General features: G+C 74.0%; 16 protein-coding genes and 1 pseudogene. 12 read left to right on the forward strand and 5 right to left on the reverse strand.

Going from position 1 to position 23,806, the window contains the following annotated elements:
* Positions 1-158: 158 nt before the first annotated feature.
* The 3 genes from IO36_RS08100 to IO36_RS44265 all read left to right on the forward strand — a co-directional run bounded on the left by IO36_RS08100 (position 159) and on the right by IO36_RS44265 (position 4,441).
* On the forward strand, positions 159-1,373 hold the full coding sequence (locus tag IO36_RS08100) for a M20 metallopeptidase family protein (protein WP_037618469.1): 1,215 nt from the start codon (positions 159-161) through the stop codon (positions 1,371-1,373).
* Positions 1,370-2,794, forward strand: a complete 1,425-nt coding sequence (locus tag IO36_RS08105; RefSeq protein ID WP_037617652.1) for an MFS transporter — start codon at positions 1,370-1,372, stop codon at positions 2,792-2,794. Before IO36_RS08100 ends, IO36_RS08105 begins: the two co-directional genes overlap by 4 nt.
* A gap of 225 nt (positions 2,795-3,019) precedes the next feature.
* The gene (locus IO36_RS44265) at positions 3,020-4,441 is read left to right on the forward strand and encodes an XdhC family protein (protein ID WP_078943065.1); all 1,422 of its coding nucleotides are present in this window, start codon (positions 3,020-3,022) and stop codon (positions 4,439-4,441) included.
* A gap of 361 nt (positions 4,442-4,802) precedes the next feature.
* Here IO36_RS44265 and IO36_RS08115 read toward each other — a convergent pair whose 3' ends face one another.
* Together IO36_RS08115 and IO36_RS08120 are read right to left on the reverse strand one after the other, a co-directional pair.
* Complete coding sequence (locus IO36_RS08115; protein WP_037617654.1) at positions 4,803-5,327, reverse strand: metallophosphoesterase family protein; 525 nt, start codon at positions 5,325-5,327, stop codon at positions 4,803-4,805.
* Positions 5,328-5,416: 89 nt separating this feature from the next.
* Complete coding sequence (locus tag IO36_RS08120) at positions 5,417-7,849, reverse strand: SpoIIE family protein phosphatase (RefSeq protein WP_037617655.1); 2,433 nt, start codon at positions 7,847-7,849, stop codon at positions 5,417-5,419.
* Between the two features lie 335 nt (positions 7,850-8,184).
* Between IO36_RS08120 and IO36_RS08125 the strand changes: the two genes are divergently transcribed.
* Complete coding sequence (locus tag IO36_RS08125; protein ID WP_051900252.1) at positions 8,185-10,308, forward strand: SpoIIE family protein phosphatase; 2,124 nt, start codon at positions 8,185-8,187, stop codon at positions 10,306-10,308.
* Between the two features lie 106 nt (positions 10,309-10,414).
* Here the strand turns inward: IO36_RS08125 and IO36_RS08130 are convergent, their stop codons facing one another.
* The gene (locus IO36_RS08130; RefSeq protein ID WP_037617659.1) at positions 10,415-11,797 is read right to left on the reverse strand and encodes a S1 family peptidase; all 1,383 of its coding nucleotides are present in this window, start codon (positions 11,795-11,797) and stop codon (positions 10,415-10,417) included.
* A 233-nt stretch (positions 11,798-12,030) separates the two neighbouring features.
* Here IO36_RS08130 and IO36_RS08135 point away from each other — a divergent pair, with 233 nt between their 5' ends.
* From IO36_RS08135 to IO36_RS08155, 5 genes are all read left to right on the forward strand, one after another.
* A complete protein-coding gene (locus IO36_RS08135; protein ID WP_037617661.1) occupies positions 12,031-12,444 on the forward strand; it encodes a PaaI family thioesterase in 414 nt (137 codons plus the stop codon).
* Between the two features lie 584 nt (positions 12,445-13,028).
* Complete coding sequence (locus IO36_RS08140; RefSeq protein WP_037617663.1) at positions 13,029-13,244, forward strand: hypothetical protein; 216 nt, start codon at positions 13,029-13,031, stop codon at positions 13,242-13,244.
* A 93-nt stretch (positions 13,245-13,337) separates the two neighbouring features.
* Complete coding sequence (locus IO36_RS08145) at positions 13,338-14,147, forward strand: HlyD family efflux transporter periplasmic adaptor subunit (RefSeq protein ID WP_037617666.1); 810 nt, start codon at positions 13,338-13,340, stop codon at positions 14,145-14,147.
* Positions 14,144-16,369, forward strand: a complete 2,226-nt coding sequence (locus tag IO36_RS08150) for an NHLP family bacteriocin export ABC transporter peptidase/permease/ATPase subunit (RefSeq protein ID WP_037617668.1) — start codon at positions 14,144-14,146, stop codon at positions 16,367-16,369. Before IO36_RS08145 ends, IO36_RS08150 begins: the two co-directional genes overlap by 4 nt.
* Position 16,370: 1 nt before the next feature.
* A complete protein-coding gene (locus tag IO36_RS08155) occupies positions 16,371-19,199 on the forward strand; it encodes an NHLP bacteriocin export ABC transporter permease/ATPase subunit (RefSeq protein ID WP_037617670.1) in 2,829 nt (942 codons plus the stop codon).
* 4 nt (positions 19,200-19,203) lie between these two features.
* On the opposite strand, the gene IO36_RS08160 is transcribed toward IO36_RS08155, so the two are convergent.
* Positions 19,204-19,740, reverse strand: a complete 537-nt coding sequence (locus tag IO36_RS08160; RefSeq protein WP_037617672.1) for an SRPBCC domain-containing protein — start codon at positions 19,738-19,740, stop codon at positions 19,204-19,206.
* Between the two features lie 72 nt (positions 19,741-19,812).
* Between IO36_RS08160 and IO36_RS46745 the strand changes: the two are divergent.
* Positions 19,813-20,187: pseudogene (locus tag IO36_RS46745) on the forward strand (hypothetical protein); the annotation flags it as partial.
* A 159-nt stretch (positions 20,188-20,346) separates the two neighbouring features.
* Here the strand turns inward: IO36_RS46745 and IO36_RS08170 are convergent.
* Positions 20,347-21,549, reverse strand: a complete 1,203-nt coding sequence (locus IO36_RS08170) for a PucR family transcriptional regulator (protein ID WP_051900159.1) — start codon at positions 21,547-21,549, stop codon at positions 20,347-20,349.
* Between the two features lie 113 nt (positions 21,550-21,662).
* Between IO36_RS08170 and IO36_RS08175 the strand changes: the two genes are divergently transcribed.
* Together IO36_RS08175 and IO36_RS08180 are read left to right on the forward strand one after the other, a co-directional pair.
* Positions 21,663-22,832, forward strand: a complete 1,170-nt coding sequence (locus IO36_RS08175) for a lactate 2-monooxygenase (protein WP_037617673.1) — start codon at positions 21,663-21,665, stop codon at positions 22,830-22,832.
* Entirely contained in the window at positions 22,829-23,803 is a 975-nt protein-coding gene (locus IO36_RS08180) for a 2-hydroxyacid dehydrogenase (protein WP_037617675.1), read from the forward strand. Before IO36_RS08175 ends, IO36_RS08180 begins: the two co-directional genes overlap by 4 nt.
* The last annotated feature ends 3 nt before the right edge of the window (positions 23,804-23,806 follow it).

The following is a 23,806-nucleotide window of genomic DNA, read 5'->3' on the forward strand; positions in this document are numbered from 1 at the left end:
GCGGATGCCTGCTTCCCGTGCGACGGCGGACAACCGCTCCCACGCGATCGCGGACACCTGCTCCCGCGCTATGGCGGATACCTGCAAATGATCATGCCCGAGTGCCCGATGCGCTCGTTCCCGGGCTGCCGGGTGTCCGCACGCGCACGATACCGGCCATGTTCCAGCACTCAGACGCCGCCGCGCTCCTCGACGACCTCACCGACCTGCGCCGCCGGCTCCACCGTGAACCCGAGATCGGGCTGCACCTGCCCCGCACCCAGGAGAAGGTCCTCGCCGCCCTGGACGGGCTCCCTCTGGAGATCTCCCTGGGCAAGGGCCTGTCCTCGGTCACGGCCGTCCTGCGGGGAGGGCGGCCGGGTCCCGCCGTCCTGCTGCGCGGCGACATGGACGCCCTGCCCGTCCACGAGGACACCGGGCTGTCGTACGCCTCCGAGCGCCCCGGCCTCATGCACGCCTGTGGCCACGATCTGCACACCGCGGGCCTGGTGGGCGCCGCGAGGCTCCTCGCCGCGCACCGCGAGGAGCTCGCCGGGGACGTCGTGTTCATGTTCCAGCCCGGCGAGGAGGGCGACGGCGGCGCCCGCATCATGGTCGAGGAAGGGGTGCTGGACGCGGCCGGCGAGCGGGTCGTGGCCGCGTACGGTCTGCACGTCTTCTCCACCCAGGTCCCCATGGGCATCGTCGCCACCCGCCCCGGCACCATGCTGGCCGCCGCGGACGCGTTCGACGTCACCGTGACCGGCCGCGGCGGGCACGCTTCGATGCCGCACCTGACCCGGGATCCCGTGGCCGCCGCCGCCGAGATGGTGACCGCCCTGCAGTCCCGGGTCGCCCGCGAGATCGACGTCCAGGACCCGGCGGTGATCACCGTGGGGTCGTTCCACGCGGGTACCGCCCGCAACGTGATCCCGGACACCGCCGAGCTCGCGGCGACCGTGCGCACCTACTCCGAGAAGACCCGCGACCAGGTCCAGGGCATGGTCGAACGCACCCTCCGGGGCATAGCGCGGGCCCACGACGTGGACGTACGGCTCGACTACACCCGCCAGTACCCGGCCACCGTCAACGACGCCGGGCACGCGGCCTTCGCGCTGGAGACGGCGCTCGACCTCTTCGGCCCGCACCGGGCGTTCGAGACGCCCCGGCCCGTCTCCGGTTCCGAGGACTTCTCGTTCGTGCTCGACGCGGTGCCCGGCGCCTTCCTCGCCGTGGGCGCGTGCCCGCCCGACCGCGACCCCGCCACGGCCCCCGTGAACCACTCCGCGCAGGCGGTGTACGACGACCGGGTGCTGCCCGACCAGGCACTGCTCCTCGCCACACTCGCCGTGCGCTCCCTCGACCGTCACGCGGCAGCGGGCCGGTCCGCGTGAGCCGCCCTCTCTTCTCGCCCGGCGAGGCCCGCCCGGCCCAGGACACATCCGCGCCCGCCTCCGTCACCGCGGCCGTGGGACTGCTGGTCCTGTTCGAGCTGATGAGCGGCTTCCTCCAGACCGGGATCACCCCGCTCCTGCCCGAGCTGGGCGATCGCCACGGGATCGACGACTCCGCGCTGAACTGGATCGTGTCGGTGCAGTTGCTGGCCGGAGCGGTGATGGTGCCGGTCTTCGGGCGGCTCGGCGACCTGTACGGGCACCGCCGGATGCTGCGTGCCGCCCTCGCCGCGGTCGCCGCCGGGACCTTCCTGGTCGCGCTGGCCCCCGTGTTCTGGGTCCTCCTGACCGGACGGGTTCTGCAAGGCGCGCTCGTGGCGCTCCTCCCGCTGGAGATCGCCCTGGTCCGCGACCGGCTCCCGGTCGAGCAGGCCCGCCGGGCCATCGCCCGCCTGGTGGGCGCGCTGACCCTGGGAGGCGTGCTGGGCGCCGTGGTCATGGGCGCGGCGGCGAAGGCCGTGCACAGCGTCCAACTCGTCCTGCTCGTACCGGCGTTCCTCGCGCTGCTGTGCGTGCCGGTGAGCTTCCTCGCGATACCGGAGAGCGTCGAGAGGGCAGTCGGCCGGCCCGACTGGCCGGGTGCCGTTCTGCTCGGCCTCTCGCTGGTCTGTCTGCTCGGGGGTGTCTCCCGCGTCGACCAGGACGGCTGGATGTCGGCGGGCGTCCTGCTTCCGCTCGCCCTCTTCGGCGCCCTGATCGCCGTATGGGTCCGCACGCAACTGCGGGGCGCGGCACCGCTGGTGGACCTCAGGGCCATGAGGGGCCGCGGTGTGGCCCGGCTCTATCTGGTCTCGTTCTTCTTCGGCGTCATGTACTTCGGCAGCCAGTCGCCCAACGCGACGTTCCTGGCCGCCGATCCCACGACGGACGGCTACGGGTTCGGGCTCACCCCGCTGGGCATCTCGCTCGTCAGCCTGCCCGGGACCCTCGCGGCCCTGGTCACCTCGGGCTGCACCGCCCTGATCGCCCGGCACCTGGGCTACCGGCGCACTCTCGTGACCGCATTCGGCCTCATGGCGGCCGGTTTCCTCGCCCTCGCCCGTCTGCACGACACCGTCACGGACATGGTGGTCGCCGTCTCGATCTGCGGCGCCGGCATCGGCGCGGCGCTGGGTGCCATGCCCACCGTCGTCGTCGAGGCCACGGAACCGCAGCACACCGGCGTCGCCTCGGCGCTCTACAACAACGTGAAAACGGTCGGAGGAGCGATCGCGGGCGGCGCCGTGGCCTCACTCCTGGCCTCCCACACGGGGCCCCACGGAACCACACCGTACGAGGGCGGCTACACCGCGGTCTGGCTCCTGTGCGCCACATGCGGCCTCTGCGCGATCGCTGCGGTGGCGGGGGCCAGGGCGCGCTGACCGACCCCGGCCCGCGAGCGGCGGCCGCCGCGACCGGGGCAGGGGTGGTGCGGAGTCGGTGCACTGAGCGCCGTCGTCGACCCGCGCCGGCGGCGCCCGGGCCGCCGAACGCGGCCGGCTCGCCCGGGTCGTGTTCCAGGGCGGATCCTTGAAGATGGCCGGATCCTGGTTCTCGACGTGGCCGGGTGCTCGTGGGGCCCGGACACATGGCGAGAGGAGCGGACGGTGCGTGACATCCTCCCCGCGCTGCGCGCCTGGTACGCGGCCGGTTCGCCCTTCGGGCTGGCCACGGTGGTGGCGGTCAGCCGCAGCGCGCCCCGCGACCCGGGCGCCGCCATGGCGGTCGGCCCCGGTGACGAGGTCGTCGGCAGTGTGTCCGGCGGTTGTGTCGAGGGGGCGGTCTTCGAGGTGGCCAAGGAGGTGATCGCCTCCGGCGAGGCCCGTCTGGAGACGTTCGGCTACAGCGACGAGGACGCCTTCGCCGTGGGGCTGACCTGCGGCGGAGAGATCACGGTCCTGGTCCGCCGGGTCTCGCCCGCCGACGATCCGACCTTCGGCGCGGTGGCCGACTCGGTGACGGCGGGCCGCCCGGTCACGACGGCGACACTGGTCGACGGGGCCGCCCCTCGCGGAGCCACGCTGGCCGTGTGGCCCCTGCCTGGACCGGACCCCGGGCCGGCGACCCCGGGCCCGGGGGTTCAGGAGGCGGGGATTCAGGAGCCGGGGGCTGAGGGGCCGGGTGCACAGGGGCCGGACAGTCAGGGGCCGGACCCGGCAGACCCGGACCGGGCAGACCCGGACCGGGCGGACCAGGGCCTGGGGGCCCGAGACTTGGACGCCCAGGAGCCGAGGACTCCGGACTCGGCCGCCCCGGACCCGGCGGACCCGGGCCAAGGGGCCCAGGACCTGGGGGCTCCTGGCCCGGTCGCCCCCGCTTCGGACCGCCGTACCGGACCACCCGGGGGCGCCGACCCCGACCACGGCATTGCCGGTTCGCTCGGGCGTGCCGGACTGGATCGGGTCGTGGCCGCCGACGTGCGGGCCGGTGCGGTGCCGGGGGGCACGGGACTGCGCCACTACGGACCGGACGGTGAGCGGTGCGGGAACGCCGTCACCGTCTTCGTGCGGTCCTTCGCTCCCCCGCCGCGCATGCTCGTCTTCGGCGCCGTCGACTACGCGGCCGCCGTGGCCCGCGTCGGCGGCTTCCTCGGCTACCGGGTCACGGTGTGCGACGCCCGCCCGGCCTTCGCGACCCCCCGGCGGTTCCCCTCCGGGGTCGAGGTCGTCGTGGACTGGCCGCACCGCTATCTGAGCGGCCAGGCGACCGACGAGCGCACGGTGATCTGCGTCCTGACCCACGACCCCAAGTTCGACGTGCCCGTGCTGGAGGAGGCACTGCGCCGCCCGGCCGCGTACGTGGGGGCGATGGGCAGCCGCCGCACCCACGACGACCGTCTGGAAAGGCTGCGCGCGGCCGGGGTCCCGGAGCCCGCGCTGGCCCGGCTGCGCTCCCCCGTCGGCCTCGACCTCGGAGCCCGTACGCCCGAAGAGGTGGCCGTGTCCGTCGCCGCGGAGATCGTCGCCCTGCGCCGGGGTGGCAGCGGGGTGCCGCTCACGGCTCGGACCGGGGCGATCCATCCCCGTTGACCGGGGTACGGGGGTCGGACGCCGCGCGGCGGCAGGCGGTCGAGCGGCGATGCGTACCGCAGACTGGTGTCCGGCGCCCTGCCGACACAAGGTCAGTCGCCGCGACGGCAGGCGGTGCGGCGGCACGCGGTGCAGCGGCGAACCGGCCCCGCTGGCCGGCACCCGACGGCCCGACGGCGGGCGCCCGGCGGCCGGTGCCCGGCGGACGGTGTCCGATGGCCGGCGCCCGGCGGACGGTGTCCGGTGTCCGGCGCCCGGCGCCCGGCGGCCGGTGTCCGATGGCCGGCACCCGACGGCCGGCACCCGACGGCCGGCACCCGACGGCCGGCACCCGACGGCCGGCGGCCGGCGGCCGCGGGGGTCACCCGCCGCCGTGTCGGGCGCCTCGCGGCGGCAACCGGTGCAGAGTCACCTCGGCCAGTCGGCCGTCGTCGGTCACCGTCGCGGTCATGTACGTGCAGAACGGCTCCCGGCGGCGGTCGGTCGGGGAGCCGGGGTTGAGCAGGCGCAGGCCGGAGGGCGCGGTGCTGTCCCACGGGATGTGGCTGTGGCCGAAGACCAGGACGTCGAGGTCGGGGAAACGCAGCGCGCAGCGCTCCTCGCGGCCCCGGGCGGCGCCGGTCTCGTGGACGACGCCGAGGCGCAGGCCGCCCAGGTCGGCGCGGGCGGTCTCGGGGAGGCGGGCCCGCAGGGCGGGGCCGTCGTTGTTGCCGTGGACCCCGACGAGCCGGCGCGAACGGGCCTCCAGCAGATCGAGGGTCGCGGTGTCCACCCAGTCCCCCGCGTGGACGACGACATCGGCGGAGGGGAGTTCGTCGAGCAGGGCGGAGGGCAGCTCCCGGGCCCGCTTGGGCAGATGGGTGTCGGACATGAGCAGGAGTCGCACGGTCTCACCTCGTCGCCGGGGCCGTCACCTGGCGGGCCGGCGTCGGCCTCCTGGTCCGCCGGTCACGTCGTGGTCCGGCGTCCGCCCCGTCAGTCGAGCGCGATCTCGCTCCACACCTGTTTGCCGCCGCTCACCGGCACCGTGCCCCAGGTCGCCGACATCGCCTCGACGAGCAGGATGCCACGGCCCCCGGTGGCCTCCCAGCCGATGCTGGTGGGCTTGATCGGCGTGCGGGGCGAGTTGTCGGCGACCGCGATGCGCAGACGGTGGTTGACGAGGGTGAGGTCGAGCCTGACCTGGCCGTCGGTGTGCACCAGGGCGTTGGTGACGAGCTCGGAGACGATCAGCAGGGCGGCGTCCGTGTACGCGCCGACGCCCCAGCTGCGCAGCGCGCGGCGGGTGTAGCGGCGGGCGTGACGGACCGCCTCGGGGACGCGCCACACGGTCCAGCTCTCGCGCAGCGGCAATACCTCCATGCCGTCGTAGCGCATGAGCAGCAGGGCCACGTCGTCGCTGCGGTTGGCGCCGGTCAGCAGTTCGTCGGCGACGAGCCCGAGGTGGGCGGGGTCGGATCCGGCCAGCCCCTCGGCGAGCCGCTTCAGGCCGTCCTCGACGTCGACCTCGACGGACTCGACCAGGCCGTCGGTGGTCAGCGCGACGATGGTGCCCGGCTGGAGCCGCATCGGACTCATCGGGAAGTCGGTCTGCCGGATGACGCCGAGCGGGGGGCCGGTCTCCGACTCGGGGACCTCGGTACGGCCGTTCGGGTGACGCAGCACGGGCGGGATGTGTCCGGCGCGCACGTACCAGGCGGACCCCTCCTCCATGTCGATGTCGACGTAGCAGCAGGTGGCGAACAGGTCGGTCTCGAGGTCGAGCAGGAGCCGGTTGGCGTGCGAGACCACCACGTCGGGCGGGTGGCCCTCGACGGCGTAGGCGCGCAGGGCGGTGCGCATCTGGCCCATGACGGTCGCGGCGGAGGCGTTGTGTCCCTGGACGTCGCCGATGACGAGGGCGACATGGTTGTCGGGCAGCGGGATGACGTCGTACCAGTCGCCGCCGACGTCCAGGCCGGAGGTGGTGGGGAGGTAGCGGGCGACGGCGACCGCGCCGGGCAGCCGGGGCAGCCGGCGCGGGAGCAGGGTGCGCTGGAGCATGCCGATCAGCTCGTGCTCGGCGTCGAAGGCGTGGGCGCGCACCAGGGCCTGTCCGGCGAGGCCGGCGGAGGCGGTGAGCAGGGCCCGCTCCTCGGGGCCGAACTCGTGCGGGGTGTCCCAGCCGATGAGGCAGGCGCCCGCCATGCGGCCGCCCGCAGGCAGCGGGAGGACGGCGAGGCCGCCGGGGCCGACCTCGGACAGGGCGGGTTCCAGGTCGGCTCCGGCGGGCCAGATCGCGGGCCGTCCCTCGTTGAGGGCCGCCGCGAGCGTGGGCATGGCCCGCACGGGTGCGTCGGGCCATTCCGAGCGCCATTCGCTGCGCCACAGCTCCGGCCAGTATTCGGGCTGCGGTGGGTCCAGGAGCGTGACGACGAGCCGGTCGCCCTCCAGCTCGGCGACGGCGATCCGGTCGGCCTGGAGGGGTTTGCGCAGGGCGGCGACGACGGCCTGGCCGACGTCGCGGACGGTGCCGGCGGTGGCGAGGGAGGCGGCGAGCCGCTGGACGCGGCCCACGTCGTTCAGGCCGGAGCGCAGTTTGGAGGCGTCGGAGACGGTGCCCACGAGCCGGGCGGGCCGGCCCTCGGCCGAGGGCAGCAGCCGGGCGCGCAGTCGGAGCCACTTGTGACCGCCGGACGGCTGGAGGATACGGAACTCCAGCTCGCGGTCGCCGACGGAGGTGTGGTCGGGTTCGACGGCGGACATCAGGGCCGGGAGGTCCTCGGGCACGGCCATCGACAGCAGGGTCTCGACCTTGCCGTCGAAGGCGGTGGTCGAGAGCCCGAACAGGTCGAGCACCTCACGGTCGACCTCGACGTGCCCGGTGTCCATGGCGAGGCTGAAGGAGTTGGCGGGCAGCCCCGACGTGTCGTCGGGCGGCGGTGCCGGCGGGCAGACGACGGCCTCGGCGAGCATGCCGAGGCAGGCCCGGTCCTCGGGGCCGAAGCCCCCGGCGGCCTCGCTCACCGCGACGAGACAGCCGTTGTCGGGCAGGGGCAGCACGGCCAGGGAGAAGTCCCGGGACGCCAGCCGCCGGGCGTCGGCGCAGTGGGCGAGTTCGTCCGGGCCGAGCCAGCAGGGCCGTCCCGAGCGCAGGGCCTCGGCCGCCGGGGAGGCCCCGGACAGGGGGTAGCTGTCGCGGAGCCCGTACAGCGTCCTGGGCACCCCCGCGGACTCGGCCAGATGCAGTTCACCGCCGCTCACACTCGGTGAGTACACGGCGGCGACGGTCGCACCGGTGAAGACGAGTGCCTGCTCGAGCAGGCGGTGCAGCCGTTCGCGCGGGTCGAGATCCGCGGTGAGCGTCTTCAGGGCAAGTTCGGCACGCGACGTTCTCGTTCCGCGTTCCGCAGCACCCTCACTGACCACGCCGTCATTACAGCGCTTCCCGGGCTCGGGCGCAGCCCCTGTGACCGTTCCGGACGCGTCGGGCCTGGGGTGGAGCCCGTGCGGCACGGCCGATCGAACGAAATCGAATCCGTCGTGATTCATGCGTTTCCCACCGTGCTCTCCCGGCCGGGGTGACCGTTCGTGTTCCGCTCGGGCGGGACAGGGCGCCGCCGGGTCGCGGTGCGGGTCGGCTCGCCGTGCGCGATGGGCCTCCAGGGAGGAGCCTTGATCTCTGGAGGTGCGGAGGCCGTGGACGGCTCCGCGAGGAGGTGGTCGCCGTGTCCGAGGGGCAGGAGACCGCGCAGGCGCCGGCGATGACCCCGGCCCCGGTGGGACGTCCGCTGCTGTCGCTGGCCCTGGCCGCGATGCTGGACGACGTGCACGCGCACTCGGGAGCCGTCTATCTGCTCGCCTCCCAGGAGCCGGTGCTGGAGATGACGGTCTCGGCCGGGCTGCCCCGGGCCTTCGCCGCACCCTGGGAGCGCGTGGGGCTCAGCGCGCCGATCCCGGTCGCCGAGGCGGTGCGCAAGCGGCGGCTGGTCTGGGTGGGGGGCGAGCACGAGATGGCCCGCAGGTTCCCCCGGATCGCGGTGGTGCTCCCGTACCCCTTCGCGCTCGCCGCGCTGCCGGTTGCGACGGCGGGCACCGTGTACGGCGCCGTCTACGTGACCTGGCCCGGCTCCCATCCCCCGGAGCTGTCCGACCGGGAGCGCGAACGTCTGACCGCGGCCTGCGACCGGCTCGCGCTGCGCCTGGAGCGGGCGGCCGCGGAGAAACGCCCGCTGCACCCCGAGCCCGACCTCCTGACGGCGTCGGCCACGGCGCCGGGCGGCACGCTCGGCTCGGTGGAGGCCACACGGATGGTGGGGCGGCTGCCGTACGGGCTGTGCTCGCTGGATCTGCACGGGCGGGTCGGCTTCGCCAACGCGGCGACGGCCGAGCTGCTCGGCGTGCCCGTCAGCGCCCTGCTGGGCACCCAGCTGTGGGCGGCGGTGCCGTGGCTGAACGACCCGGTCTACGAGGACCGTTACCGGGCGGCGCTGATCAGCCAGCACGTGACCTCGTTCGTGGCGCTGCGCCCGCCGGGCGAGTGGCTCTCCTTTCGTATGTATCCGAGTACGAACGGGCTGAGCGTGCGGATCTCGCGGGCCAGGCCGGTGTCCGAGATGACGCGGGCGGGACCGCAGCGGCGCGACGGCAGCCCGCGGCTGGTGACGATCTCCCACGTGCTGAGCCTGGCGAGCGCGCTGACGGAGGCGGCGGGCGTGCAGGACGTGGTGCAGCTGGTGGCGGACGAGATCTCGCCCGCCGTCGGCAGCCAGTCGCTGGTGGTCCTCGCCAGCCGGGCCGGTCGCATGCACGTGCTCGGGCACCGCGGCTATCCGGACGCGCGGGTCGTGGAGCGGTTCAACGGGCTGCCGCTGAGCGAGCCGACCCCGGGCACCCAGGCGCTGAACACCGGTGTGCCCGCGTTCTTCGACTCGCGCGAGCAGCTGGAGCGGCTGTATCCGTCGCCGAACGCGACCCCGGACGGCATGGGCGCGTGGGCGTACCTGCCGCTGGTCGCCTCCGGGCGGCCGGTGGGCACCTGTGTCCTCGGGTACGCACAGTCCCACCACTTCGCGGCCGACGAGCGGGCGGTGCTGACCAGCCTGAGCGGGCTGATCGCGCAGGCGCTGGAGCGGGCCCTGCTGTACGACGCCAAGCTCCAGCTGGCCACGGGCCTTCAGGCGGCGCTGCTGCCGGCCTCGCTGCCGCCGCTGGCCTCGGTCGAGGCGGCGGCGCGCTATCTGCCCGCGACCCAGGGCATGGAGATCGGCGGGGACTTCTACGACCTGGTGTCCTTCGACGGGCGGGCGGCCGCGGTGATCGGGGACGTGCAGGGGCACAACGTGACCGCGGCGGGGCTGATGGGGCAGATCCGCACCGCGGTCCGCGCGTACACGGCGGTGGGCCAGGCTCCGGAGGAGGTGATGGGGAGCACCAACCGGCTGCTCATCGACCTGGGCGCGGAGCTCTTCGCCAGCTGTCTGTATCTGCGTCTGGACCCGGCGCGCGGGGTCGCCGTGATGTCCCGGGCGGGGCATCCGCCGCCGCTGCTGCTGCGCCCGGACGGCAAGGTGAAGGCGCTCGACCTGGCCGGCGGTCCGCTGCTGGGGATCGACGCGCACGCCGTCTATCCGACGACGGAGGTGCCGCTGGTCCCCGGGTCCGTGCTCGCCCTCTACACCGACGGTCTGATCGAGACGCCCGGGGTGGACATCGAGGACGCGCTCGCCGACCTCGCGCGACGGCTCGGGGCGAACGGGCACCGGCCGCTGGACGAGCTGGCCGACACGCTGCTCCAGCGGGGCGAGGGGGCCGCGCAGGAACGGCCGGACGACGTGGCGCTGCTGCTGTTGCGGGTACGGACGCACGACGGGACCGGCGCCGGATGAGGAGCGGTCCGGCCCTCCCGCCGGAGGGCCGGACCTGTCCACTGTCGACCGGAATTCCCTGTTCCGTTGGCCGTTCAGTGGTTCTTGGCCGCCGGGGTCACCGGCATCACGGCGTGGACACGAGGCCCGAACCGTCACCCGAGGCCGCGGCCGATTGCTGGGCCGCCGCACCGGAGTTGTGGTGCTTGCGGTGGCGGTGGTGCGTGCCGTTCTGGCCGGCACCCGCACCCGCCGCGTCGCTGGCGGCCGCGCTCGGGTCCGCCGCGCCGGTGGCGCCCGCGCTCGGGTCGGCCGTCTCGCCGGTGCCCGGGTCGGCCGCACTCGGGTCGGCCGCGCTCGCGCTCGGGTCCGCCGCGCCGCCGGCGCCCGCGCCCGCGTCTCCGGCGCCCAGCGTCGCGCCGACCGCCGCCAGGGCGGTGGTGACGGGCTGGAAGAAGGTCTCGCCGCCGGCCGTGCAGTCACCGCTGCCGCCGGAGGTCAGACCGACCGCGCCGCCGTCCTGGGTGAACAGGGAGCCGCCGCTGTCGCCGGGCTCGGCGCACACGTCGGTCTGGATGAGGCCCGTGACGGTGCCCTCCGGGTAGTTCACGGTGGCGTTGAGACCGGTCACGTTGCCGTCGTGCAGACCCGTGGTGCTGCCCATCCGGAAGACCTGCTGGCCCACGGCCGCGTCCACGGCCGCGTTGATCTGGACGCTCTGCCCGTTGCCGACGTTGACGGCGCTGTTCGTCTGGGTCGCCGGGTCGTCGTACTTGACGAGGGAGAAGTCGCCGTTGCCGGGGAAGGTCGCCTGGTCGACGGTGGCGATCGGCGCGCCGTTCTGCGAGTCCGACCAGTTGGCGGCGGCGACACCGCAGTGGCCCGCGGTGAGGAAGGCGGGGGTGCCGTCGCCCGCGGTGACGTTGAAGCCCAGCGAGCAGCGCGCGTTGCCGCCGAAGATGGCGTCACCGCCGTCGACGAAGGTCTTGAGGGTTCCCGCGGACTTGGAGAGCGTCGCGACGCCGGAACCGAGGCCCTTGACGGTGGACTCCACCGTGTTCCACTTGTCGCCCGTGACGGTGGAGTCCGCGGTCACGCGGATCTCGTTGGTCTTCGGGTCGACGGACCACGCGGTGCCCGGGATCGACGCGTCGGTCTTGAGCGTCTTGGCGGCGGTCTGCAGCGCCGCGGTGCTGTTCTGCACCTGGTGGGCGACCGCTCCGGCCTTCTCGACCTGGTCGACGGCGTTGCTGTTGTTACCGACGACGTTCACGACGAGCTGCTTCTGCTGCGCGTCGTAGTACGAGCCGGCGTAGGCGTCACCCAGTTGGGTGGCCAGCATGGAGGCGACGTTCGAGATGTCGTTCGTCTTGAACGTTCTGGGAGTGGCGGCGTCCCCGTTCGACTGCGAGGCGTTGGCGTTGGGCAGCAGCAGAGCGGCCGCTCCGAGCGCCGCGACGCCTCCCACCGCGATGGCGGCCTTGCGCTTGGGTATCCGTTTGTGACTCAACTCTTGACCTCCTGGGGACGGGGTCGATGCCGCGTCCGGCAGCTGACTAGGGGGGCGCCTGGTTGCCTGTTGATACGCGCGTTCCGCACGGGGTGTTCAACTGCGCTTGCAAATCGCGGGAGTTGGTTTCACCAAAGCCGCCGATTGCGGAGTCAACCGGTCCATTTCCTCCGCCGGAAGATCCCCGGAGCGGGGGCGGGCTCCCGGAGCGGGCAGGGGGAACAATGCGCCGTATGACACTGACCCCCGTCGAAGCCGACAAGATCCTCGCCGACAACTTCGCCCCCTGGGTGCTCGATCTCGGTCTGTCCGTCGTGGAGCTGGACGAGCGCCGCGCGGTGCTGCGGCTGCCGTGGTCCGCGCGGCTCGCCCGGGAGGGCGGCTCCCTGTCGGGCCAGGCCCTGATGGCCGCCGCGGACACGGCGACGGTCGTCGCGGTCTCCGCGGCCCGCGGCGGCTTCGTCCCCATGACGACCGTTCAGCAGTCCACGAGCTTCCAGCGGGCGGTGACGGACGCGGACGTGCTGATCGAGGTGGTCCTGACCAAACTGGGCCGCCGCATGGCCTTCGCCGACATCACCATGACGGCCGAGGGGTCGGCGGAGATCGCCGCCCGGGCGAGCACGGTGTACGCGATCCTCGGCTGAACGGCCCCGGCGGCCGCCGCCGTACCCGCCGCACCCCTTGGCCGGCGGGTACGGGACGCGACGCGCCTCCGATGGATACGGGACCCGGCACACCGCCGATGGGTAGGGAACGCGCCACGCCGTCGGCGAGTACGGAGCGCGACCGAACGGCGACGCTCCGCCGACGAAGCGCGGCGGAATCCCGGATTCAGGGAATCTGCACAGCCCGTGCCCAGCGGGGTCACCCCGGTCCGGGGATCTGCACACGCGCACGCCCCCCTGTGTACCGATGGGCCGGGACTGTCCGATTCGGCGTGGCGGGGGCAAGGGAACGGATGAACCGATGCCGCGCAGCATGTGAAGAAGTGGCCCGAGCCGCGTGTGCGGCCCTGCACGCTTCCCCGCTCTTGGAGCACAAATTCCCAGGTGAGAGCCCTGGTTGAGTGGAAGCCCGGCGAGCGGCCGTGCTTTGATCCGTGGCACCGCGGAGGTCGCGGTGCGGCTCCCGGGAGCCGCACCGCGACCCACGGTGGCGGCCGTCGTCTGTCCCCCAGAGGGGGCCGCTCTCCCCCCTTGTGAAGACCCATATGAAGGGAAGTTCCGTCATGAACTCCACCCCCCGTGTCGAGACCGCCGAGATCTCCGACGCCGACCTCGACAACGTGTCCGGTGGCCTCTCGCTGAACGCCGTCGGCACCGTCACCGGTCTGGTGGACGGCGTTGCCCCGGTCTCCGGCATCGTCGGCACGGCCGTCGGCACCGTCGAGGGTGTGACCGGCCTGAACACCGCCCCGGTCACCGGCCTGGTCGCCGGTCTCTGATCGCGTTTCACGCCGCCTGGAGTCCCGGAACCGCCCCACAGGTTCCGGGACTTCCGGGTGCCGTACGCCCCTCGAACAGGTGAGAAGCATCCCGTGCAGTTCCGCCAACAGGCCCTCGCCAAGCTGCGGTCGCCCGAAGAACTCGACCTTCCGGTGCGCTTCGCCCGCCCGCAGGGCCGGCTCGTCCTCGCCGTGACCGTTCTCGCCATGGCCGCCGCCTCGGTGTGGGCCGTGACCGGCACGGTCGCCTCCACCGTCGGCGCACCCGCCGTCCTCACCCACGCGCAGGGCAGTTACATCCTGCAGAGCCCGGTCGCCGGGCAGGTCACAGCGGTCCTCGTGAAGGAGGGCGAACTCCTCCCCGCGAACGCCCCCGTGCTGAAGGTGCGTACCCGGCAGGGAGAGACGGCCGTCGTGCGCTCGGTCGCCGCGGGCCGCGTCACCGCCCTGGCCGCCGCCATCGGCGCCATCATCCCGACCGGAGCGGACGTGGCCGCCGTGGAGAAGGTCGCGCACGCCGGCGACCCCCTGTACGCGACGGTGTACGTGTCCGCCGCGAGCGCCCCTTCCATTCCCGCCGACGCCGCCGTCGACCTCACCGTCCAGTCGGTGCCCTCCCAGCGGTACGGAGTGCTGCGCGGCCATGTGAAGGCGGTGGGCGCCGCCGCCCAGACCCGGCAGCAGATCAGCGCCTATCTCGGCGACGCCCAACTGGGCGAGCAGTTCAGCGAGAAGGGCAGGCCGGTGGCCGTACTGGTCCGGCTCGACCGGTCCCCCACCACCCCCAGCGGTCTGACGTGGTCCTCCGCGGACGGGCCGCCGCACGCGCCGGCCTCCATGACGCCGGCCACGGCCTCGATCCGCCTCGCCGGCCAGCGCCCCGTCGACTGGCTCCTGCCGTGAGCCCCGCGCGGGAGAGCCGCGGCCGGCGCCGCGCCGCCGAGCCGGCCCGGCGCACCGTGCCCCGCAGCGGACCCAGGCGCGTCCGCACGCCCACAGTGCTCCAGATGGAGGCCGTGGAGTGCGGTGCCGCGTCCCTCGCCATGGTGCTCGCACACCACGGCCGGCACGTCCCGCTCGAGGAACTGCGCATCGCCTGCGGGGTCTCCCGCGACGGTTCGCGGGCGAGCAACCTGCTGAAGGCGGCGCGTGGTTACGGTCTGACGGCCAAGGGCATGCAGATGGACACGGCCGCGCTCGCCGAGGTGCGGGGTCCCGCGATCCTGTTCTGGGAGTTCAACCACTACGTCGTGTACGACGGGACGGGGCGCCGCTTCGGACGCCGGGGCGTGTACGTCAACGACCCGGGCAAGGGCCGTCGTTTCGTGCCCATGGACGACTTCGACTCCAGTTTCACCGGGGTCGTCCTGGTCATGGAGCCGGGTCCCGCATTCCGCAAGGGAGGCCGCAGGCCCGGAGTGCTGGGCGCCATGCCGGCCCGGCTGCGCGGCACTTCGGGCACGATGCCCGCCGCCGTGCTGGCGAGTCTGCTGCTGGTGGCGGTCGGCGCGGCGGTGCCCGCGCTGAGCCGGACGTTCATCGACCAGTATCTGATCGGCGGTCAGAGCTCGCTGCTCGGCGTGCTGTTCGCCTCGATGGGCGCCGCCGTCCTGCTGACGGTGGTGCTGACCTGGCTGCAGCAGGCGAACCTGCTGCGCGGCCGGATCATCTCCTCGACGCTCTCCAGCGCCCGCTTCCTGCGCCATCTGCTGCGGCTGCCGGTCACCTTCTTCTCCCAGCGCAGCCCGGCCGACCTGGTGCAGCGGCTCCAGTCGAACGACGCGGTGGCCGAGACGCTGGCGCGCGACCTGGCCGCCGCGGGGGTGGACGCGGTCGTCGTCGTCCTCTACGCCGTGCTGCTCTACACCTACGACCCCCAGCTCACCGCCGTCGGCGTCGGGGTCGCGCTGCTGAACGTGGTGGCCATGCGGGTGGTGGTCCGGCTACGCGCGACCCGCACCGCCAAGCTGCGCGCCGACACCGCCCGGCTCACCAACACCGCATACACCGGGCTGCAGTTGATCGAGACGATGAAGGCCACCGGCGGGGAGGACGGCTACTTCCGCAAGTGGGCGGGTCAGCACGCGACCACGCTGGACGAGCAGCAGCGCCTCGGGGTGCCGAGCGCCTGGCTCGGGATCGTCGCGCCGACGCTCGCCATGCTCAACAGCGCGCTGATCCTGTGGATCGGCGGCCTGCGGGCGGTCGAGGGACAGGTCTCGGTGGGACTGCTGGTCGCCTTCCAGGCCCTGGTCACGCGGTTCACGGCGCCGGTCACGCGGCTCAACGGCGTGGCCGGCCGGGTCCAGGACTTCGCGGCCGACGTGGCCCGGCTCAAGGACGTGGAGAACTTCCGGGCCGACCCGCTCTACGCCCGTCCGGGCGCCGACGGCTCCACCCGGCGGCTGCGCGGCGAGGTGGAGCTGGAGAACATCACCTTCGGCTACAGCCCGCTGGACGAACCGCTCCTCAAGGGGTTCTCGCTGACGGTCGGCCCGGGCCGCCAGGTCGCCCTGGTCGGGGGCTCGGGCAGCGGCAAGTCGACGGTGTCCCGGCTGGTCTCGGGCCTGTACACACCCTGGGAGGGCACGATCCGCATCGACGGCCGGCGGCTGGAGGACATCCCGCGCGGGGCGCTGGCCGCGTCCGTGTCGTTCGTGGACCAGGATGTGTTCCTCTTCGAGGGCACGGTCCGCGACAACGTGGCCCTGTGGGATCCCTCGATCCCCGACGACGCGGTGACCGCCGCCCTGCGGGACGCGGCGCTGTACGACGTCGTCGCGCGCCGCCCCGGCGGGATCCACAGCCGGGTCGAGCAGGACGGCCGGAACTTCTCCGGAGGCCAGCGACAACGCCTGGAGATCGCGCGGGCGTTGGTGCGCAGGCCCAGCGTGCTGGTGCTCGACGAGGTGACCAGCGCCCTGGACGCGGAGACGGAGCAGACCGTCATGGACAACCTGCGCCGGCGCGGCTGCGCCTGCGTGGTGATCGCCCACCGGCTCAGCACCGTACGGGACAGCGACGAGATCGTCGTGCTCGAACACGGCTCGGTCGTGGAACGCGGGCGGCACGAGGCACTGGTGGCGGCCGGCGGCCCGTACGCCGGTCTGGTCAGGGAGCGTTGAGATGACCACGGTCGACGAAGGCGTCCACGGGCAGGACGTGGTGCTCGGCGCGCTGGGCGGCATGGGAACGCCGGTCGGGCTGGAGGGTCTGAGCCGTCTCGATCTGGAGGGCCCGCAGGTCCTGTGGCTGGTGGTGGCGGGTGCCATGGACCTGTTCGCGGTCGACGCCGCCCAGCGGGGTCACTGGCACCACCTGGGCCGGCTGGAGCCGGGTTCCCTGCTGCTCGGTCCGGTGACGGGGCCTCAGCACACGCTGGTGGGGCGGCCGTTGCGCGGCTGCGAGCTGCGCCGGATCGCCCTGCGCGAGCTGCACCGGCCGCCCGAGGCCCCGACCTGGTCGTACGACGCCTACGGCAACCCGCAGTTGGTGCCGCCGGCCTCGAGCCCGCTGGAGCACGCGCTCGCGCTCGGCGTCGGGCGCGGTCTCTCCGTTCTCCTCCAGGCGCCGACGGCCGGCGAGTACTCCGCGGCGCTCACCGACGACGACGTGTTCTGGATGAGCGTCCCGCCGGGGAGCGTGCAGTACGGCGGGCTCTACGGGGCCGAGGCCGCGGCCGATCTGCTGATGGACTCCGGTGTCTGGCAGGGCATGGTCGACCGGCAGTACCGGCTGCTGTCCACGCTGGACCGCTGGATCGAGGAGCTGGAGGCCGGTCACGAGGACCGCGCGGCGGCGGGCATCAGAGCCGGCGAGGCCGTCCGCGACCAGGCCGACCGCACCCTGATCGCCTCGATCGGCAGGAAGCCGGCGAAGCGCCCGACCGCGGCCGAGACCGACGCCACGTACGCGGCCTGCGAGCTGGTCGCCCGGGCGGCCGGGATCACCCTGGCCGAACGGCCGGCCGCCGGCACGGAGAGCGAACGGATCGACCCGGTCGAGCGGATCGCGCTCGCCGCCCGGCTGCGCACCCGCGCCGTCCGTCTCGACGGGCGCTGGTGGCGTGACGACATCGGCCCGCTGGTCGGCACCCGCGCGGTGTCCGGGGCGCCGGTCGCCCTGCTGTGGCGGCGCGGCGGCTATGTGGCCGTGGCCCCGTCGTCCGGACGGGAGACACCGGTCGAGAAGGCCAACGCGACGGAGTTCGAGCCGCGGGGCGTGATGCTCTACCGGCCGCTGCCCGAGCGCCGGCTCGGACCGCTGGGGCTGCTGCGGTTCTGCCTCACCGGCACGGGCGGGGATCTGCGGAACCTCGCGGTCGCCTCGCTGGTGACGGTGGCGATCGGGGCGCTGGTGCCCGTCGCGACCGGCCGGGTGCTCGGCGACTACGTGCCGCGGGCCGAGCACGGGCCGATCGCGCAGGTCTGTCTCGCGCTGATGGTCACGAGCGTGGTGTCGGCGGCGTTCATGCTGCTGCAGAACCTCACCCTGCTGCGACTGGAGGGCCGGATCGAGGCCACGCTCCAGCCGGCGGTGTGGGACCGGCTGCTGAGGCTGCCCACCGCGTTCTTCACCACCCGCTCGACCGGTGAGCTCGCGAGCGCGGCGATGGGGGTGAGCGCGATCCGCCGGCTGCTGGCGGGGATCGGCCCCACGCTCGCGCAGGCGGGCACGGTCGGCGCGATGAACCTGGGTCTGCTGCTCTGGTACAGCGTGCCGATGGCGCTGGCCGCGATCGGCATGCTCGTGGTCGTGGCCGCCCTGTTCCTGGGGCTCGGCCTGTGGCAGGTGCGCGGGCAGCGCCGTCTGGTGGTGCTGGGGAACAAGCTCAACAACCAGGCCTTCCAGACGCTGCGCGGTCTGCCCAAGCTGCGGGTCGCGGCGGCCGAGAACTACGCCTACGCGGCCTGGGCGGGCTCCTTCGCCCGCAGCCGTGAGCTCCAGCAGCGGGTGGGCCGGGTCAAGAACCTGACGACGGTGATGGGCGCGGTGTACCTGCCGCTGTGCTCCCTGCTGATGTTCATGCTCCTCGCGGGTCCGGCCCGCGGTTCGCTGTCGGCGGCCGACTTCCTCACCTTCAACACGTCGATGACGATGCTGCTGACGTCGGTCGCCCAGATCACCGGCGCGCTCGTCTCGGCGGCGGCCGCGCTGCCGATGTTCGAGGAGATCAGGCCGGTGCTCGACGCGGCGCCCGAGGTGCGCGGGGCGAGTACGCGCCCCGGTGTGCTGTCCGGAGGGGTCGAGGCACGACGGCTGTCGTTCCGGTACGCCGACGACGGCCCGCTCGTCCTCGACGACGTCTCGTTCGCCGTCCGGCCGGGCGAGTTCGTGGCGATCGTGGGCCCGAGCGGCTGCGGCAAGTCCACCCTGCTGCGACTGCTGATCGGCTTCGAGAAGCCGGTGTCCGGCAGTGTGCTCTACGACGGCCAGGACCTGGCGGCCCTGGACCCCTCCGCCGTGCGGCGGCAGTGCGGGGTGGTGCTCCAGCACGCGCAGCCGTTCACCGGCTCGCTCCTCGACTGCATCTGCGGCACCGAGGCGTACACGCCGGAGGAGGCGATGGAGGCGGCGGAGATGGCGGGCCTGGCCGACGACATCCGGCGGATGCCGATGGGGCTGCACACCCTGGTGTCGGGCTCCGGCGCGCTCTCCGGCGGCCAGCGCCAACGCCTCATGATCGCCCAGGCGTTGATACGCCGGCCGCGCATCCTCTACTTCGACGAGGCGACCAGCGCCCTGGACAACGCGACCCAGCGCACGGTGATCGAGAGCACCAAGGCGCTGGACGCGACCCGGGTGGTGATCGCGCACCGGCTGTCGACCGTGCTGGACGCGGACCGGGTCGTCGTGATGGAGAACGGCCGGATCGCCCAGCAGGGCCCGCCGGCCGAGCTGCTGGCGGACACGGGCGGGCGGCTGCACGAGCTGGTGCGGCGCCAGCTGGCCTGAGGTCTCAGTCCGCTCCCGGCACCGGGGCGCCGGACGGGAAGCCCGCCGCGACGCAGGCGTCGTAGATCTCCTTCCAGACCGCCCTTCCACCGCCGTGCGGGCCCGCGGAGGTCTGACCTCGGACGGCGGCGTCGAGGGCGGTCAGGCACACCTCCCAGCCGGCGGCGTTGCGGGCGGCGGTGTCCGCGGCGGCGAGCACGTCGGTGAGCGTGAAGCGGGTGCGGCCGGGGCCCAGGGCTTCGAGGTCGAAGCGCAGTTCGTCGCCGCCCCACGCGAACGAGAGATGGCGGGGCGGGTCGACGGCGAGGACGCGTCCCGTCGACTCCGGCATGTTCGGATCGCCGCTGAAGGTGATCGTGCCGCCGGGGCGCAGGTCGATCTCGGCGCGGGAGGGGAACCAGCGGGCGAGTTCCCCGGGGTCGGTCACGAACCGCCAGACGTGGTCGACGGCCCGGTCGTGGACGCGGCCGAAGCGCACGGCGGGGCGGCCGTCGTCGAGGGTGAGGTACGTCCCGGTGGGGGCGCCGGCTTCGTCGGACACGGTGATCAGTCCTTCGGTGAGGGGGTTCTCGGTCCGGGGCCTGCCCGAGGCACGGGGCTTGTCCGAGGCGCGGGCAGGGTCCAGGCGTTCCGCGAACGCACCCGCGAGGACCGCATGGAGGTCGCCCGCGAGGCGGAGCACCGCTTCGGCAAGAAGGTCTCCTGGGGCGTGGAGTGCGGCACCGAACGCGCCCTGTTCACCCATGTCGCCGCCCCCGTCATGACCCGTCTGCGCCAGCCCGAGCGCCAGGTCCTCGACACGCTCGTGGCGGCCGGGGTCGCCCGCAGCCGCAGCGACGCCCTGGCCTGGTGCGTGCGCCTCGTGCAGCGGCACACGGACGACTGGCTGGGCGACCTGCGCGACTCGCTGGAGCAGGTGCAGCGCGTCCGCGCCCAGGGCCCGGACACCGACCCGGGGGACGCTCCCGGCGACGACGACGGGGAATGACCCGGCCGGGGCACACCCCGGGCGCCCCGGACAGCCGCGGCCGGGGCGACGCCGCCGACGACCGTGAACGACCCGGTCGGAAGAACACCCACGGGACGGCCGACGACCCGGACGGCGGCTTCCGGCCACCCCCGCCGGGTCACCGCGCCCGGTGGTACGTCATCTGTCCGGATCGCGGGGTCCCCGGTCGCGGACCGTGCGGGCGATGTCCAGCGTGAGCCGGTGCCAGGGGTCGCGGGGGTCGCGGCCGGTCAGTTCCTGGACCCGGCGCAGCCGGTAGCGCAGGGACTGCGGATGCAGGTGCAGGGCCCGCGCCGCGGCGTTCGCCGAGCCCGCGTCGAGGTACGCCGCGAGGGCGTCCAGCAGATGCCCCTGGGCGGCCTCGGTGAGCGGTCCCAGCACCAGCCGCGCGATCTGGCCCGGCGCGGCGGCCGGACGCCCGGCGAGCAGCGCGAGGACCTGCGCGTCGGCGTCGGTGAGCACGTGCCCGGGCCGATGGGCGTGGGCGGGGGCGGTGTCGAGGGCGTCGGCGGCCAGCCGGTGCGCGAGGGCGATCCGGTCCAGGCCCTCGCCGGTGACGGCGCACCCGCGCCAGGACCGCTCGCCCAGGACCGCGCCCGCCTTCGCCGCCGCCGCGAGCGGCAGCAGCAGGACGGCCCGTGAGCCCCGTACCGTCGCCAGGGGCGTCGCCTCGTCACCGGGCCCGGCGAGCGCGTCGAGCAGGTCCGTGGCCGTCCCGTGGGCGGCGTCGGGACGCTCCGCCGAGGCCGGCTCCGCCACCAGCAGACAGCAGGGGTCCGGGAGCTGGACCCCGAGCCGCGCGCAGCGGTCGGTGAGCGCGCCGACCGAGGCGTGCCGGCCGGCGATCAGGTCGTCGAGCAGCAGTCGCAGCGCCCTGTCGCGGTCGCCCGCCAGGTCCTCGCTGGTGGCGGCGTAGGCGGTGGCCATCTCCTCGGAGAGGGTGTCGAGGCTGACGAGGAGCATGCGGGCCAGCGCGAAGGCGTCGGCGGCGCCGAGGCCGGGCGCGCGGGCGGCGACCTCGTCCGTCAGGACGGTGCCGGCGACCCGGTAGGCCCGCAGCACCGCCCGCACCGGGCGCCCGTCCGCCGCCCGGGCCGAGGCGATGCCCCGGAAGCGCCTCAGGTCGGCCGGCCCCAGCGTGCCGTCGGTGGCCCACAGGTGCAGCAGCCTCTCCAGGCCCCAGGCCGCGATGGCCCGTACCTCGGGGAGCCGGCTGTCGTCGAGCGCCGCGTACACCGGGACCTGTTCGTGGACCGCGGCGACGATCGCCTCGACCACCCGCGGGTCGGCGACCATCTCCTGCCGGACGCGCTCGCGGATCCCGGACGGCTCGTTTGTCACACCGTGATGATTCCAGCCGCACGGTGTGCGCACCACGGTGGACGGAACTTGTCACCCTCGCCAGGATCGACCTCGTACAGCGCGGTCTTGGGGACGAGAGGCGGGACGTACGGATGGCGAAGCACTGGGCCGACTTCCAGTACGAGATCTACTTGAACGGGATGACGGGTGCCGTGCCGCGGCTGCCCACCGATCTGACCCGGCTGGAGGAGCTGACCGAGCGGCGGCTCGGCCCCGGTCCGGTCGGCTACGTGGCGGGGAGCGCGGGCGACGGGAGCACCGCGCGGGCCAACCGGGAGGCCCTCGCCCGGCGCCGGATCGTGCCGCGCATGCTGCGGGACGTCCACGACCGCGACCTGTCCGTGGAGGTGCTCGGGCGCCCGCTGCCCGCGCCGCTGGCGCTCGCGCCGATCGGCGTGCTGTCGATCATGCATCCGGACGCGGAGTGCGCGGCCGCCCGCGCAGCCGCCGCGCAGGGCGTCCCGTACGTCCTGTCCTCGGCCTCCAGCACCCCGATGGAGCAGGTCGCCGAGGCCATGGGGGACGGCGAGCGCTGGTTCCAGCTGTACTGGGCGAAGGACCGCGAGGTCACCCGCAGCTTCCTGGACCGGGCGAAGGCGGCCGGGTTCACCGCGCTCTTCGTCACCCTGGACACCCCGCTGCTGGCGTGGCGCCCGCGCGACCTGGACCAGGCGTACCTGCCGTTCCTGCACGGCGTGGGCACCGCCAACTACTTCTCCGACCCGGCGTTCCGGGCGGGGCTCGCCAAGCCCGTGCACGAGGACCCGAACGCGGCCGTGATGCACTTCGTGAGCATGTTCGCGGACCCCGGCAAGACCTGGCCCGACCTGGCGTTCCTGCGGGAGAACTGGGACGGGCCGATCGTCCTGAAGGGCATCCTGCACCCGGACGACGCCCGGCACGCCGCCGACGCCGGGATGGACGGCGTGGTGGTCTCCAACCACGGCGGCCGGCAGGTGGCGGGGTCCGTCGCGGCCGCCGACGCGCTGCCCCGGGTGGCGGCGGCGGTCGGCGACCGGCTCACCGTCCTCTTCGACAGCGGCGTCCGCACCGGCGACGACGTCTTCAAGGCGCTCGCCCTCGGCGCCCGGGCCGTGCTCGTGGGACGTCCCTACGCCTACGGCCTCGCCCTCGACGGACAGGCGGGCGTCGAGCACGTGGTCCGCTGCCTGCTCGCCGAGTTCGATCTCACCCTGGCCCTGTCCGGGCACGCCCGCCCGGCCACCGTCGGCCCCGACGACCTGATCGAGGACAACGCATGACCGAGACCAAGAACGTGCTTGCCGTCGTCTCCCCGCACGTGGGCGGCCGGACGGCGGGAGCCGCGCTCGCCACGCTCTTCCCCGGGCAGGCCCGCGTCACCGTCGTGGAGACGGCGGACGAGGACCCCGCCGCGTTGCGGGAGGCCCATGTCGTGGTGACCGGCCTCGGCCCGGTGACCGCCGAACACATGGCGGCCGCACCGGAGTTGGAACTCGTCCAGTGCGCGAGCCACGGCTTCGACTACGTCGATCTGGACGCGGCGCGCGAACGGGGCGTGCCCGTGTGCAACATCGGCTCCAGCGGCGCCGAGAAGCAGAACGTGGCCGAGCAGACCTTCGCCCTCATGCTCGCCCTGGCCAAGCAACTGGTGCCCGCCCACACCGCGTTGGCGGAGGCGGACTGGGCGCTGCCCCGGCTCCAGCAGTCGATCACCGAACTGTCCGGCAAGACGCTCGGCATCGTGGGACTCGGTCACATCGGCGAGGAGGTCGCCCGCCGCGCGGCCGCCTTCGACATGAGCATCGTCTACGCCGGACCCACACCCGCGTCCGCCGAGACCGAGGCCCGGCTCGGCGCCCGCCATGTCGAACTGGAGGAACTGCTGCGCGTGGCGGACTACGTCACCCTGCACGCGCCGCTCACCGAGGCGACCCGCCACCTGCTGAACGCCGAACGGCTCGCGCTGCTGAAGCCGACCGCGTTCGTCGTCAACACCTCACGGGGCGCCCTGATCGACCAGGACGCCCTCGCGGACGCGCTGCACGCGGGCGCCCTCGCCGGAGCCGGGCTCGACGTCTTCGACCCCGAACCGCCCACCCCGGCCCTGCGGTTGCTCAAGGCGCCGAACGTCGTGCTCTCCCCGCACGTCGCCGGTGTCACCCGGGAGACGCTCGTACGGATCGCGCTCGCGGCCGTGCAGAACGCGGCGGACTTCATCGCGGGCAAGCCGCCCCGGGACGTCGTCTCGTAACCA

The organism is Streptomyces aureus (assembly GCF_000725495.1).
In the GTDB taxonomy this organism is placed as follows: Bacteria; Actinomycetota; Actinomycetes; order Streptomycetales; family Streptomycetaceae; genus Streptomyces; species Streptomyces aureus_B.

Coding starts and splice junctions, on each gene's coding strand:
- IO36_RS08100 (WP_037618469.1), top strand. CDS start 159: ATGTTCCAGCACTCAGACGCCGCCGCGCTCCTCGACGACCTCACCGAC.
- IO36_RS08125 (WP_051900252.1), top strand. CDS start 8,185: ATGACCCCGGCCCCGGTGGGACGTCCGCTGCTGTCGCTGGCCCTGGCC.
- IO36_RS08135 (WP_037617661.1), top strand. CDS start 12,031: ATGACACTGACCCCCGTCGAAGCCGACAAGATCCTCGCCGACAACTTC.
- IO36_RS08140 (WP_037617663.1), top strand. CDS start 13,029: ATGAACTCCACCCCCCGTGTCGAGACCGCCGAGATCTCCGACGCCGAC.
- IO36_RS08155 (WP_037617670.1), top strand. CDS start 16,371: ATGACCACGGTCGACGAAGGCGTCCACGGGCAGGACGTGGTGCTCGGC.
- IO36_RS08175 (WP_037617673.1), top strand. CDS start 21,663: ATGGCGAAGCACTGGGCCGACTTCCAGTACGAGATCTACTTGAACGGG.
- IO36_RS08180 (WP_037617675.1), top strand. CDS start 22,829: ATGACCGAGACCAAGAACGTGCTTGCCGTCGTCTCCCCGCACGTGGGC.